Consider the following 13,928-nt stretch of genomic DNA (forward strand, 5'->3'; position numbering starts at 1 on the left):
ATGATCCGGCGCTGGAGCAGACTATCCCCCGTCCGGCACGGACGCGACGATCCGCGCCCAGAGACCCCGGACGGCAATGGTTGCGGCGCCGCAGGACAAACCCGCCGCGCCGCACCAAACCGGACTGGAGCCTACTGGCCGCCCTTTTGGACGTACCCCCTCACGAACTCCTCCGCGTTCTCTTCGAGAACCGAGTCGATCTCGTCGAGCAGGTCGTCAACGTCTTCGGTGATCTCTTGCTGCCGTTCGGCCACCTCGGGGTTGGCCTCGGTGGTGACGTCCTCAACCTCTTCGTCGCGGCGGGCCTTGCCCGACTGCGACTGGCCGCCGCTGTCCCGAGTTGCCATGCGTGCCCTCCCTCAACAGGCCTCAAATGTGCCTGCGAAAAACCTACCTCGCCGATACGACAATCCGTCCCGCCGAACGCGATGTTTCGCGCACGGCGGACGGTTCAGGGACAATGCCAGACCCTGACGGGGTACGCACGGCGACGCGCGGCATCAGCCGCCGGTGATGGCCTCGAGGAGGTCCTTGGCGCTCGGGCAGCGGTCGAACAGGGCACCCACGTGCTTCTTGGTGCCGCGCTCGGGCTCCATCATGGGCACCCGGACCAGCGACTCGCGCCCGACGTCGAAGATCACCGAATCCCAGGACGCGGCGACCACCTCGGACGGATACTGCGCGAGGCAACGGCCACGGAAGTAGGCCCGCGTGTCCTCCGGCGGCTCCACCATGGCCGTGCGGGTCTGCTCGTCGGTCAACAGCGTCTTCATCGACCCGCGCGCGACCAGCCGGTGGTAGAGGCCCTTCTCCGGCCGCACGTCGCTGTACTGCAGGTCGATCAGCTGCAGCTTGGGTGACGCCCAGCCGAGGTTCTCCCGGTCGCGGTAGCCCTCCAGCAGCCGCAGCTTGGCCACCCAGTCGAGCTCGTCCTGCGCCGACATCGGGTCGCGGCTGAGCTTGTCGAGGATGCCCTCCCAGCGGTCGAGCACCTCGACGGTGTCGGTGTCGGCGTCAGCGCCGAACCGGTCGTCGACGAACGCCTTGGCCCGCTCGAAGTAGGCCCACTGCAGGTCGAGCGCGGTCAGCCGCCGCCCGTCGCGCAGCCGCATGCGGTGCGTGAGCGTGGTGTCGTGGCTGACCGCCTTGAGCTCGGCCACCGGGTCCGCGATGCCGAGATCGGGCGTGAGGACCTTTTCCTCGATCATCGTGAGTACGAGCGACGTCGTGCCCACCTTGAGGAAGGTCGAGATCTCCGACAGGTTGGCGTCGCCGATGATGACGTGCAGCCGGCGGTATTTGTCGGCGTCGGAGTGCGGCTCGTCACGCGTGTTGATGATCGGCCGCTTCAGCGTGGTCTCCAGCCCGACCTCGACCTCGAAGAAGTCGGCGCGCTGGGTGAGCTGGTAGCCGGGCTGCGAACCGTCCTGCCCGATGCCGACGCGGCCGGCGCCGGTGAACACCTGGCGGGTCACGAAGAACGGGGTCAGGTAGGCGACGATGTCGGCGAACGGGGTCTGCCGGCGCATCAGGTAGTTCTCGTGCGCGCCGTAGCTGGCACCCTTGTTGTCGGTGTTGTGCTTGTAGAGGTGGATGGGGTGCGTGCCGGGAATCGTGGCCGCCCGCCGGGACGCCTCCGCCATCACCCGCTCGCCGGCCTTGTCCCAACGGACGACGTCCATCGGGTTGGTCACCTCGGGCGTCGAGTATTCGGGGTGGGCGTGGTCGACGTACAACCGTGCGCCATTCGTAAGGATGACGTTGGCGAGCCCCAGATCCTCGTCGGCGAGCGCCTCGGCCGGGTCGTAAGCGGCACCCGAGTAGGTGAAGCCCCGCGCGTCCCGCAGGGGAGACTCCTCCTCGTAGTCCCAGCGCGCGCGACCGCCCCGGGTCAACTCGGGTCGGGCGCCGTAGGCATTGACGACCTGCGACGATGTCACCATCGGGTTGGCTCCGGCCTGGCCCGGCACCGAGATCCCGTATTCGACTTCGGTGCCCATGATTCGCCGTACCGTCACGTCGCCACCTCGTTCCGCTGCCCCATGACGTCAAAGCGTAGTCCGACCGGACCCTCCACCGCCCCCGGGCCGCCTGCGAATCTCCGGTGCGGTCGGCCCGGAACAGGCCAACGGGGCGGCGCCCGAAGGTGCCGCCCCGCCGTTGAGCCTGTTCTTACAGGTACTGACCGGTGTTGCTGGCCGTCTCGATGGAGCGGCCGGCCTCCGTGCCCTTGCCGCCGGAGACGAGCGTGCGGATGTAGACGATCCGCTCGCCCTTCTTGCCGGAGATGCGGGCCCAGTCGTCGGGGTTGGTGGTGTTGGGCAGGTCCTCGTTCTCCCGGAACTCGTCGACGCAGGCGTCGAGCAGGTGCTGCAGGCGCATGCCCTTGCGGCCCGAGGCGAGGAACTCCTTGATCGCCATCTTCTTGCCCCGGTCGACGATGTTCTGGATCATCGCGCCGGAGTTGAAGTCCTTGAAGTAGAGGACCTCCTTGTCACCGTTGGCGTAGGTGACCTCGAGGAACCTGTTCTCTTCGGACTCGGAGTACATCCGGAGCACGACGGCCTCGATCATCGCTTCGACCGTGGCCTGGGTGTCGCTGCCGTGCTCGGCCAGGTCGTCCTGGTGCAACGGCAGGCCGGCCAGGATGTACTTGCTGAAGATGTCCTTCGCCGCCTCGGCGTCCGGACGCTCGATCTTGATCTTCACGTCGAGCCGGCCCGGCCGCAGGATCGCGGGGTCGATCATGTCCTCGCGGTTGGACGCGCCGATCACGATGACGTTCTCGAGCCCCTCGACGCCGTCGATCTCCGACAGCAGCTGCGGGACGATCGTGTTCTCCACATCGGAGGAGACACCGGAGCCGCGGGTGCGGAACACGGAGTCCATCTCGTCGAAGAACACGATGACCGGCGTGCCCTCGCTGGCCTTCTCACGGGCCCGCTGGAACACCAGGCGGATGTGCCGCTCGGTCTCGCCGACGTATTTGTTGAGCAGCTCGGGACCCTTGATGTTGAGGAAGTAGCTGGTGTGCTTCTCCTCACCGCGCCGCTCGGCGATCTTCTTCGCCAGCGAGTTGGCGACCGCCTTGGCGATCAGGGTCTTGCCGCAGCCGGGCGGACCGTAGAGCAGGATGCCCTTCGGCGGCCGCAGCTGGTGCTCGCGGAACAGGTCGGCGTGCAGGAACGGCAGCTCCACCGCGTCCCGGATCGCCTCGATCTGGGTGTGCAGACCACCGATGTCCTCGTAGCCGACGTCGGGGACCTCCTCGAGGACGAGCTCCTCGACCTCGCTCTTCGGGATCCGCTCGTAGGCGTACGACGAACGGGGCTCGATCATGAGCGAGTCGCCACTGCGCAGGGCGCTTCCGATCAGCGACTCGGCCAGGTGGACGATGCGCTCCTCGTCGGCGTGCGAGATGACGAGGGCACGGTCACCTGCCCCACCGGACGGGTTGTCGAGCACCTCCTTGAGCATCACGACCTCGCCGACCCGCTCGTAGCCGAACGCGTCGACCACGTTGAGCGCGTCGTTGAGCAGGACCTCCTGGCCGCGCTTGAGCTCCTCGGTGTTGATCGAGGGAGACACGGCCACGCGCAGCTTGCGACCGCCGGTGAACACGTCCACCGTGCCGTCGTCGTGGCGGGTCAGGAAGACGCCGTAACCGCTCGGCGGCTGCGCCAGGCGGTCGATCTCTTCCTTGAGGGTGACGATCTGGGCCCGAGCCTCTTTGAGGGTCGTGACGAGCCGCTCGTTGTTTTCGGACACTCGGGCCAGCTGCGCCTGCGTTGCCGCGAGCCGCTCCTCGAGCTGACGGACGTGTCGGGGGCTCTCTGTGAGCCTGCGCCGCACCAGAGCGAGTTCCTCTTGAAGGAACGCGACCTGGGTGGAGAGATCGTGGGTCTCCTTCTCCCACCGTGCGGCGCGCGCATCCGCGTCGTCGCTGCGTGCCACGTCCCACCTCCCCGGGGGGCTAAAAACGTTCTGTCATAACACTAACCGCTCCGACGACGTTTTAGACCCAGGCAACACCCTCGTCACCGACTCTTGATCTCGTCCGGTTGGCGTTCGTCACTGTCGACCGGCGCCAAAAACATCGTCGGGTACGGTCGGGACGTACGAACGTAGCTCGCAGGAGGCGAAGTGACGACTCAGACCGAGACTGATCAGTTGCGTGTCTGGGTCGACCAGGACCTGTGTACGGGTGACGGGCTCTGCGTCCAGTACGCGCCGGACGTCTTCGAGTTCGACATCGACGGGCTGGCGTACGTCAAGGACGCGGCAGGATCGCTCCAGGTGTCACCTGGTGTCCGGGTTGACGTGCCCGCTCACCTGCGGTTGGACGTCCTGGACTCGGCCAAGGACTGCCCCGGCGAGTGCATTCACGTGATGCGCGGCGACTCCGACGAAGAGGTCGCCGGCCCCAACGCGCCCGTCGAATAATCCGTCCCGGAATGGGTGGACCGTCTCAGAGGGTGGGACGGCCGACCAGCGAGGCGACCAACCGGGCGAAGTCCTCCAGGCGGGCGATCTGTCCCGCTCCCCCGTCGTCGAGCGTCTTGCCGAACCGCAGCGCGTCGTGCCGGGGCAGGTGGGTGCCCTCCTCGCCGCCGCCGGCCTCGTCCATCGAGCTGAGCAGCAGGTAGACGTCGATCGAGTCGGTGCGCGCCTGGCCGCTCGGCGACCGCGACAGCCGCCGCCGGCAGCCGACCTCGGTGACCGTTGACAACGGCACCACCCGCAACGAGGACGTCATCGAGCCGGCCGGGCCGTCGGTGGGCGGCACGTCCTCGCCGTGCCAGAGCACGAGGCGGCTGCCGTCGCAGACCACGACCTCCTGCCAGACGCCGTTGACCTCGTTGACGAAGCGCTCCAGCGTGAAGCAGACGACCGTGGCGCCGTTGAGCACGCCGCCGAGGGCCTCCAGCGCGACGTCGGGGTCGCGCAGGTAGGCCCGGGCGGCGGAGTCCAGGTCGGGGTAGGGCGACCAGTCCGGGAACACGGCGGGCAGATCGTTGCCGCCACCGAACGAGGGCCGGCTCATCTCGCCTCGCCCTCCCCTGTCGCCGGGTGACCGCCGGCCGGGTCCGGCGCGGCCTGGTCCAGCGTCGGCCCAGCCCCGTTGACCGGCGGGTCCACCGGCGCCCGGTTCGCCGCCTTGCGTATCGCATAGGCTTCTGCGCCCTTTGAAGGTTTCCGCCGCCGCGGCGGGGCGATCACGCCCGGTGCGAGCTTGCGGGCGGAGACCAGGAAGGCGGTGTGGGCGATCATGCGGTGGTCGGGGCGCACGGCCAGGCCCTCGGCGTGCCAGTCGCGGACCAGCGACTCCCAGGCGCGGGGCTCGGTGAAGCCGCCCTTCTCGCGCAGCGCCTCGACCAGGTCGGAGAGCTGCGTGGTGGTGGCGACGTAGCCGATGAAGACGCCGCCCGGCACCAGCGCGTCGGAGATCAGGTCGACCGCGTCCCACGGGGCGAGCAGGTCGAGGATGATCCGGTCGAAGCCTTTTTCTGTTGTTTCGAGTACGTCGCCGGTGCGCAGGGTCCAGGCCGGGTGCGGGCCGCCGAAGAAGGCCTCGACGTTCTTGCGGGCGATGGCGGCGAAGTCCTCGCGCAGCTCGTAGCTGACCAGGTCGCCGGACGGGCCGACCGCGCGGAGCAGCGAGCAGGCCAGGGCGCCGGAGCCGGCACCGGCCTCCAGGACGCGAGCGCCGGGGAAGATGTCGCCCATCGCGACGATCTGGGCGGCGTCCTTGGGGTAGATGACCTGGGCGCCGCGGGGCATGGACAGCACGTAGTCGGACAAAAGGGGCCTAAGGGCCAAATATTCCGTGCCGCCGGTGGAGCGGACCACCGAGCCGTCGGGCAGGCCGATGATCGCGTCGTGGGCGAGCGCGCCGCGGTGCGTGTGGAACTCGCGGCCTGGCTCGAGGACGACGGTGTGCATGCGACCCTTGGGGTCGGTGAGCTGGACCCGGTCGCCGACGCGGAACGGGCCCCGGTTGGCCGGGGTCGTGTCGGGCTCGGACTGCGTGGTGGTGGTCGGGTTCACGTCCTCGTCTTTCCGTTGGGCTCCAGCAGCTGCGCCAGGTCTGAGAGGCGCAGCACACCGACCACATCTTGGCCCGAGGTCACGAGGTATTGCGAACCCGGGTTGCGCTGCACCGTGCTGATCACCTGATCGCCGCTGGTGCCGACCGGGATCGTGGGCACGCCGTCGATGCCCCGGGCGACCGTGTCGACCGAGACCCAGGGCCGGCGCTCCAGCGGGACCGCCTCGACCGCCGCCTTCTCGACCAGGCCGACCAGGCGGCCCGCCGAGTCGACCGTGGCCAGCGCCGCGTCCTGGCGGCCGGCGGCCAGGGCCAGCCGCTGCGCCTCGGCCAGCGGGGTGCCGCTGTGCACCATGAATACCGGCCTGGCGAGCCGGGCCAGGTCGATCAGCGGGAAACGCCTGCTGATGCGGGCGAACCGGATGCTCTGGCCCGCGCCCTGCCACAGGGTCAGCGCGATCAGCAGCATGAACACCAGACCGAACAGCGACAGGATGTCGAAGTACGCCAGGGCGGCGACGGCGATCGCCACCGCGACCGCGAGGACCCGGCCGACCCAGCCGGCCACCTCGGTGCCGATGTGGCGGTCCTTGGAGACCCACCAGACGACCGCGCGCAGCGCCCGCCCGCCGTCGAGCGGCAGGCCGGGCAGCACGTTGAAGATCGCGACGACCACGTTGCTGAACGCCACCTGGAAGCTCAACTCGTTCCAGAGGGTGCCGTCGGGCAGCGCCAGCGTCACACCGACGGCGGCTCCGCCGAGCACCAGGGAGACCGCCGGGCCGGCCAGCGAGACCAGCAGGTCGACCTTGGGGTTGGGCGCGTCGCGGTCCATCTCGGTGTAGCCGCCGAGCAGCTCCAGGGTGATGCCCTTCACCCCGATGCCGAACCGGCGCGCGGTTATCGCGTGGCCGAGCTCGTGCAGGAGCACGGAGACGAGCAGGCAGACCACGAAGCCGAAGCCGACCAGGTAGCCGGCGGCGGCGTGCAGGTCGAGCTGCTGCCGGACGAAGTTGCCGTAGAGCAGCGTGATCAGGGCGGCGAGCAGGAGGACCGAGGGATTGAGGTAGAGCGGGACACCCCAGACACGGCCGACCACCAACCCGGGTCGTCGCTCGGGCTGATCTTTACCGCTCGCGTTGTCTGCCATCGTATCGATGCTATCGACACGACCCACCCGCGCGGTTTCGTCGTACCCCTCGTTTAGCGTCTGGGGCATGACGACGCAGGCTGTGTCCCTCGAGCCGGGTGACGAGGCGCCGGTTTATCCCTCGCTGTCCCCCTCCCGCGCGGCCGACTTCAAGACCTGCCCGCTGCTCTACCGGTTCCGCACGATCGACCGGCTACCCGAGACGCCGACCCCCGACCAGGCCCGGGGCACGCTGGTGCACGCGGTGCTGGAGCGGTTGTTCGACCTGCCGGCCGCCGCCCGCACGTCGTCGGCGGCCGCTGACCTCGTTGCCCCCGAGTGGGAGCGGATGGTCTCGGAGGCGCCTTCGCTGGCTGAGCTCTTCGCCTCCGACTCGGCGCCATTGCTTGTGGTGGACGACCCGGCGGTCGACGTTCGGCGCCCGTGGACCACCGACGACTTCCTCTCCTCGGCGCGCTCGTTGCTGTCCGGTTACTTCTCCGTGGAGGACCCGAGTCGGTTGGAGCCCGCCGAGCGGGAGAGCCTGATCAGCGCGGTGGTCGACGAGCAGCTGCTGATCCGGGGCTACATCGACCGGCTCGACGTGTCGCCCGACGGGGCGCTGCGGGTGGTCGACTACAAGACCGGCGGCGCGCCGCGCGAGGCGTTCGAGGCGCGGGCGTTGTTCCAGCTCAAGTTCTACGCGCTGGTGCTGTGGCGCACGCGGGGCGTGGTGCCGCGGGTGCTGCGGCTGCTCTATCTCAAGGACCAGGAGGTCTGCGACTACTCCCCCGACGCCGAGGAGCTGGCCCGGTTCGAGCGCACGCTGGTGGCGCTCTGGAAGGCCATCGAGCGGGCCACCGAGGCCAAGGAGTTCCGGCCGCAGCCGAGCCGACTATGCGGGTGGTGCGCGCACCAGGCGGTGTGCCCGGCGTTCGGCGGGACGCCGCCGCCGTTCCCGGCTCCTCGGCCGCGGGCCGAGCTTCCCGTGGAGGTGGTGACGCCGGGGGCCGACGAGTGACCCGGGTGCTGAGCGCCGCGGTGGTGGCGGCGTTGAGCTACTGGCCCGATTACGTGCCGGTGCCTCGGCAGCGCGTGGACATCTCGGTGTTGCCGCCGTTCTTCGACGGGCTGTTGGGTGAGCTGCCGTGGTGGAATCCGGCCTGGCGGGTGGTCGAGGTGCGGCACGCTTGGCCGTGCTTCACCGCGGTTGGTTCCACCCGGGTCGTCGAGGTGTCGGTGCCGGGTCAGGTCGGCGGCGCGTCTCCGCTGCCGTTCTCGGCGCGGGTTCGCTTCGAGGGCGACCGGCTGGTGCGGTTCCAGGCGAAGGTCGGCGACGTGGTGATCGGTCCGGCGGCTGCGGGCGCGGGTGAGCCGGAGCCGGATCCGTTCGGGGTGGTGATCGGGAAGCTCATCGACGCGCGTGGTCTGCCTGATCGGGAGGTGGCTCTGCGGGCCGGCATCTCGCGGGCGACGGTTCGCGCGTTGCGCCGTGGCTGGGCGCCCGATCCGGTCATCGTGGCGCGGCTTGCGGCGGCCCTGGAGGTGACGCCGGCGGACCTGCTCGCGATTGCTGGGCTCGAAGGGGTTGCGCGCTAACTCTATCTAGGTAGATATTAGTGGCATGGCACGCGTACGACGCCCTTCGCCGCAGACCTCGGCCGTGCTCGCCGCCCTCGCGGAGGCGGGTCCGGAGTGGAGCCACGGCTACGACCTGTGCCGCGCCCTGGATCTGAAGGCGGGCACGGTCTATCCGATCCTCATCCGGCTCACCGAGCGCGGGCAGGTGGAGACCACCTGGGAGACCGACCCGCCGCGCGGGCGCCCGGCGCGACACCTCTACCGGCTCAGCACCGCGGGCGCGGAACTGGCCCGCTCACTCGCGGCGCAGGCCGCCGACCGCGCACCCGCTCCCGGCGCGACCCGGCTCGCGCCGCGGACCACCTGACCTGTTTCGGAGGCCATCGATGTTCGAGTTCCTCCTCGTTTTCGTGGTGGTCGCGCCCGCGCCGGCGCTCGCGCTCGGGGTGCTCGTCGCCCGGCTGCGGCGCGGCGGCGCCCTCGCCCGTCTCTGGCCTGGGTTGCGGGGCGGCGTCGCCCGGCCGGTGTGGATCGGCCTGGTCGCGACGGTCGTCTTTGCGGGAGCGTTGACCGCCGGCCTGGAACAGGCCTACCTCGCCGCCATGCCCAACCGGCCCGAACGGGGCTTCGACACCGGGCTGTTGGCCCTCGTCATCGGACAGTTCGCGGTCGTGCTGTCCGCCGCGCTGGCCGCCGTGGCCGCCGCCGCCGTGGCCCGTGCCCGCGGTTTCGGCGCGGGGGCCGTCGCGGGGGTGCTCACGCTGGTCGCCGTCGGCGCCGGTGCGGCGGCCGCGCACCTGCCGCTGCGGGCTTATTACCTGGCGAACCCGAGTAGCTTCCCGCCCCCGCTGAACCTCGGCGAGGGCGGCCTGCTGGTCCCGTTCGACGCCTTCCTGATCACGCTGGCCTGGGCCCTGCCGTGGCCGGTGATCGGCGCGGCGCTCGCCACTCGCGGCCGTCGTCGCCCGGTCCGCGACCTGCCGCAGCTCGTGCTCGACCTGGCCACCTCGGACCTGCCGGCGAACCGTGCGGCGTGGGGTGCCGCGCTGCGGGCGGAACTGGCGGCGATCGACCCGCCGGCCGAGCGCCGACGGTTCGCCCGGGGCGGCGCCTGGGCGGCGCTGCGGACCGGTCCACCGCGGGGCGCGTGGTTGGTCGGAGCGGGGGTCGCGGTTGTGGTGGCGTTGGGTACGTTGGCTGCGTCCCGCTGGTCGCTGGCCCATGGCGGGGGCGGCGTGCTCGGCTTCTGGGCGGAGGCACCGACCGTCGTGCTGTTCGTGGTGGCCCTGCTGGCGGCCTGGCGGTCACGCTCATTCGGTGCGGGCCTGCGCGGCGGGATCGTGGCCGGTTTGGGGGCGCTGGTCGCGGTGGTCGCGGTCGGCATTCCGGAGGCGATTCTGTGGACCAACGAACGAGCGGGCTTCCTGAGCACCGGCGACGCGGTCCCACCGGACTGGCAGACCGCGGTCCGCGACACACTGCGCCCGGAGTTCCTGATCGGAATGGCCCTGTTCTGGACCACCGCCACCGCCGGCGGCGCGGCCCTCGGCGCGGCTCTGGCCCGACTACACACCCGCACCAGCGACGAGGTCACCGCCGCCAGGGTCATTCACTGACTCGACGCACCGGGCCGCTGGCGCGGCGGCCGGTTGACCGTCCGCGCCTCGGGCCGTTCCGCTTCCGGGGTTGTCCTGAGCTGATCATGTGTGGCTGGTCAGCCCGGTGATGGTGCGCACCGAACGATCCGGTGTGGTTGGTCTGTGCGACACGCCGCCGGATCAGCTGATCCCGCACACCCGATCAGGTAGGCGCGGTTGTCCCGATCCGATGAGGTTCACACGATCACGGCCGGGGCCGACTCGGGCTGGGGCTGGCCGATCGACCTGCTGAGGAGCGGGGACCCGCTCAGGGACATTGGTTCAGTCGCGAGCCGGCGCCGCGCGGCTCCTGCTCGGGTCCAGGTCGCGGCGGAGCGACCGCGAGCGTGGCCCAGACGATGTGCGAAGGCCGTCCAGCGCCGGGAGCGCCTCGCGGAGGCTCGCCCGGGCGTTCAATTCGCGGATGAAACCGATGGTCGCCATCCGCCACCGCCGCCGGTGGTGGGCGTTGGCGGTTAGGCGCCTGGGCGGACCAGGCCCGACTCGTACGCCAGGACTACCGCCTGGACGCGGTCGCGGAGGCCGAGTTTCGTGAGGACGTGGCCCACGTGGGTTTTGATCGTGGTTTCGCTGACCGAGAGCTTGCGGGCGATCTCCGCGTTGGACAGGCCGCGGGCTACCTGGACCAGGACCTCGCGCTCCCGTTCGGTCAGGGTCGCCAGGGCCGGCGGTGTCGTCTCGCGGGGGTCCGGCAGCGACGCGGCGAAGCGGTCCAGCAGGCGCTTCAGGATTCGGGGGGCGACCACCGCCTCGCCGGCGGCTACGGTGCGGATCGCGGTCACCAGGTCGTCGGCGGGGACGTCCTTCGCCAGGAAGCCGCTGGCGCCCGCGCGGAGCGCGCCCACCACGTACTCGTCGAGGTCGAAGGTTGTCAGGACCAGGACCCGGACGGGCAGGCGGGTTTCGACGATCGCGCGGGTGGCGGCCACGCCGTCCATCCGGGGCATGCGGACGTCCATCAGCACCACGTCGGGGAGCAGGCGCCTGGCCAGGTCGACCGCCTCGACGCCGTCGCCGGCCTCGCCGACCACGTCGAGGTCGCCCTGGGCGCCGAGGACCAAGCGGAATCCGGTGCGCAGCAGGGGCTGGTCGTCGGCGAGCAGCACCCGGACCGGCCGCCCGGGTGCGTTGGTCCCGTCGGCCGCGGCCTCCGCCGTCATCGCCACCCCACAATCGTCGCGTACCCGCGTCATCTTTCCGCACCTGTGTTGCGGCGCGTGTCCCCGGCCGGGCCGGCCCGAATGAGGCCGGGCGTTTCGCCATCAAATGTCCAGTTATTTGGGGCTGCTGGGGAATGATCGGACAACATGACCACGACTGCCGTGACGGGGCCGGCCGCGCGGGCCGTCCACGTGTGGAAGGTGTACGGGGCCGGCGAGACCGAGGTCGTCGCCCTCCGCGACGTGAGCGTCGACCTGGAACGGGGGAAGTTCACCGCGATCATGGGCCCGTCCGGGTCGGGCAAGTCGACGCTGATGCACTGCCTGGCCGGACTCGACTCGGTGAGCCGGGGCGAGGTCTACGTCGGCGACACCCAGGTCACGGGCCTGGGCGACGCGGGCCTGACCCGCCTGCGGCGAGACAAGATCGGGTTCGTCTTCCAGCAGTTCAACCTGCTCCCGACGCTGACGGCCGAGGAGAACATCCTGCTGCCGCTGTCGATCGCGGGCCGCAAGCCGGACCCGGAGTGGTACCGCACGGTCATCGAGACCGTCCGCCTCGGCGACCGCCTGGGCCACCGCCCGACCGAGCTCTCGGGCGGACAGCAGCAACGGGTGGCCTGCGCCCGCGCCCTGGTCGGCCGACCGGACGTCATCTTCGCCGACGAGCCGACGGGCAACCTGGACTCCCGCTCGGGCGCGGACGTGCTGACGTTCCTGCGTGACTCGGTGCAGACCCACGGCCAGACCATCGTGATGGTCACCCACGACCCGGTGGCGGCCTCGTACGCGGACCGGGTCCTGTTCCTGGCCGACGGCGCGGTGGTCGACGAGATCCTCGACCCGACCGCCGACGCGGTCCTGGACCGCATGCGCACCATCGACGCCCTGGACGAATCTGTGCCGGGCCCGACGACGGTGCCGGTCACGGGCCCGGCACCGGAAAGCCGCGGTACGACGGACCCGACGGGCCGCACCCCACACCCGGGCGCCGCCGACGTCGGCGACGCACCTGGTGGTCCACATCGGACCGGCACCGACACCGGCACCGGCGGCGGGTCGGCGGGACCGCGCGAGCCGGACGACCCGACGGCCCGCGCCGGCGCGCCGACCACCGACGCGTCGCGGGCGGCGAAGGTTGAAAGAGCCCCAACCGCCAGCGCGACCCAGACGACCACAGCGACGCTGACGGCCGCCGAGCCGACGTCGGTCTCCCCTGCCGGCCCGGCCGCGGTCAGGGGCACGGTGACGCAGCGTTCGCGGCCGCGCAAGGCATCCGTCGACACCGCGCGCCCGGTGCGAAAGGCCGCCAAGGCGACCCCGGATCAGAAACGCCGGAAGGCGGAGGCCCTTGACGCGGCGGTGAAGAGGAGGAAGTCGGGCCGCACCGCCGCCGGTGACGACACCCCCACCACGCCGCCAGGCACGACCGAGACGAACCGCACGACCCCGACCGAGCCAACCTCGACCGGTGCGGCCACGTCTGCGACACAGCGCGACGTGACGGCCGCGAACGCGGCGCGGCCCGGCACGGACGAGGGAACCGCTTCCACCGCATCGCGTTCCGCGAAACCGGTTAAGGGCACGGGCAGATCGCGTCCCAAGGCCGCGACCTCCTCGGCGAGTGCCGCCGATCCACGCAAGGCTGGCAGGACCGCCGGCACGGTGCGACCCCGGCCGACCGCGGCCGAATCAAGCGCGAACATCGCCCAAACGGACCGGGGGCCGGCGGCCTCCACCACGGACGCGGCGCAAATCGACGCGAACGGCGGCAGCACCCACAAGGCGACCATGCCGGTGCACGCGGCGCAGATTGACGAGACCAGCGCCGGCACGGCCGAGCCGACCGTGCGACCGGACGCGGCCCGGACTGACACGAACACCACCACCACCACCACCACCGAGCCGACCACGCCGCAGGACACGGCACGGATCGACGGCACCAGCGCCAGCACCACCAAGACGGCCACGCCACCAGACCAGTCGCAGACCGATGGGAAGACCGCCGGCACGGCAGAGACGACCACGCCACCAAGCGCGACGCGGACTGAGCGGAAGACCGCCGGCACGACTGAGGCGACCACGCCGCCAGACCTGTCGCAGGCTGACGGGACGAAGGCCGCAACCGACGAGGCGACCACGACGGCGGACGCGGCGCGCGATGGTGCGGACGGCGCCGGTGCGGTCGGGGTCGCGAGACAAAGCGACGCTGCAGCGGCCGCGGACGGTGCGGTGGGGGCCGGTCCTTCCGCCACGTCTGAGCCCGAAGGCGCCGACGTTGAGTCGGCCAGCACCGGTGCGGTGCGGTCCGGTGAGGGTGAGCGGCGGGCGGCGCGGCGGAAGCCCGCCGG

12 protein-coding genes and 1 pseudogene are annotated in these 13,928 nt (G+C 71.0%); 6 read left to right on the plus strand and 7 right to left on the minus strand.

Features of this window, described 5'->3' with window-relative positions:
- Positions 1–131: 131 nt before the first annotated feature.
- From Air01nite_RS28935 to arc, 3 genes are all read right to left on the minus strand, one after another.
- Entirely contained in the window at positions 132–347 is a 216-nt protein-coding gene (locus Air01nite_RS28935; RefSeq protein ID WP_203706497.1) for a ubiquitin-like protein Pup, read from the minus strand.
- A gap of 153 nt (positions 348–500) precedes the next feature.
- A complete protein-coding gene (gene dop, locus Air01nite_RS28940; RefSeq protein WP_344387928.1) occupies positions 501–2,018 on the minus strand; it encodes a depupylase/deamidase Dop in 1,518 nt (505 codons plus the stop codon).
- A 154-nt stretch (positions 2,019–2,172) separates the two neighbouring features.
- The gene (gene arc / locus Air01nite_RS28945) at positions 2,173–3,954 is read right to left on the minus strand and encodes a proteasome ATPase (RefSeq protein ID WP_203706498.1); all 1,782 of its coding nucleotides are present in this window, start codon (positions 3,952–3,954) and stop codon (positions 2,173–2,175) included.
- A 189-nt stretch (positions 3,955–4,143) separates the two neighbouring features.
- On the opposite strand from arc, the gene Air01nite_RS28950 reads away from it, so the two are divergent.
- On the plus strand, positions 4,144–4,443 hold the full coding sequence (locus Air01nite_RS28950; RefSeq protein ID WP_203706499.1) for a ferredoxin: 300 nt from the start codon (positions 4,144–4,146) through the stop codon (positions 4,441–4,443).
- Between the two features lie 25 nt (positions 4,444–4,468).
- Here Air01nite_RS28950 and Air01nite_RS28955 read toward each other — a convergent pair whose 3' ends face one another.
- The 3 genes from Air01nite_RS28955 to Air01nite_RS28965 are packed head-to-tail and all read right to left on the minus strand — an operon-like array spanning position 4,469 to position 7,199.
- Positions 4,469–5,044: a hypothetical protein gene (locus tag Air01nite_RS28955; protein ID WP_203706500.1), complete on the minus strand. Its 576-nt coding sequence runs from the start codon at positions 5,042–5,044 to the stop codon at positions 4,469–4,471.
- Positions 5,041–6,048 (minus strand): tRNA (adenine-N1)-methyltransferase, encoded by a 1,008-nt coding sequence (locus Air01nite_RS28960; protein WP_203706501.1) that lies wholly within the window; start codon positions 6,046–6,048, stop codon positions 5,041–5,043. Before Air01nite_RS28960 ends, Air01nite_RS28955 begins: the two co-directional genes overlap by 4 nt.
- Positions 6,045–7,199 carry a M50 family metallopeptidase gene (locus Air01nite_RS28965; protein ID WP_203706502.1) on the minus strand — a complete coding sequence of 385 codons (1,155 nt, stop codon included), beginning with the start codon at positions 7,197–7,199 and terminating at the stop codon, positions 6,045–6,047. The genes Air01nite_RS28960 and Air01nite_RS28965 overlap by 4 nt, the downstream gene beginning before the upstream one ends.
- A 67-nt stretch (positions 7,200–7,266) precedes the next feature.
- On the opposite strand from Air01nite_RS28965, the gene Air01nite_RS28970 reads away from it, so the two are divergent.
- From Air01nite_RS28970 to Air01nite_RS28985, 4 genes are read left to right on the plus strand one after another with little or no spacing between them, the layout of a single operon-like run.
- Positions 7,267–8,199, plus strand: coding sequence for a RecB family exonuclease (locus Air01nite_RS28970; protein WP_203706503.1), 933 nt, complete (start codon positions 7,267–7,269; stop codon positions 8,197–8,199).
- Positions 8,196–8,777, plus strand: coding sequence for a helix-turn-helix domain-containing protein (locus tag Air01nite_RS28975; RefSeq protein WP_203706504.1), 582 nt, complete (start codon positions 8,196–8,198; stop codon positions 8,775–8,777). The genes Air01nite_RS28970 and Air01nite_RS28975 overlap by 4 nt, the downstream gene beginning before the upstream one ends.
- Before the next feature lie 25 nt (positions 8,778–8,802).
- Positions 8,803–9,126: a PadR family transcriptional regulator gene (locus Air01nite_RS28980; RefSeq protein WP_203706505.1), complete on the plus strand. Its 324-nt coding sequence runs from the start codon at positions 8,803–8,805 to the stop codon at positions 9,124–9,126.
- Positions 9,127–9,145: 19 nt separating this feature from the next.
- Entirely contained in the window at positions 9,146–10,375 is a 1,230-nt protein-coding gene (locus Air01nite_RS28985) for a hypothetical protein (protein ID WP_203706506.1), read from the plus strand.
- Positions 10,376–10,872: 497 nt separating this feature from the next.
- Here the strand turns inward: Air01nite_RS28985 and Air01nite_RS28990 are convergent, their stop codons facing one another.
- Complete coding sequence (locus Air01nite_RS28990) at positions 10,873–11,577, minus strand: response regulator (protein ID WP_203706511.1); 705 nt, start codon at positions 11,575–11,577, stop codon at positions 10,873–10,875.
- Between the two features lie 147 nt (positions 11,578–11,724).
- Between Air01nite_RS28990 and Air01nite_RS28995 the strand changes: the two are divergent.
- A pseudogene (locus Air01nite_RS28995) lies at positions 11,725–12,465 on the plus strand (ABC transporter ATP-binding protein); the annotation flags it as partial.
- Positions 12,466–13,928 lie beyond the last annotated feature (1,463 nt).

Origin of the sequence: Asanoa iriomotensis, from assembly GCF_016862515.1 — a bacterium.
Lineage (GTDB): Bacteria > Actinomycetota > Actinomycetes > Mycobacteriales > Micromonosporaceae > Asanoa > Asanoa iriomotensis.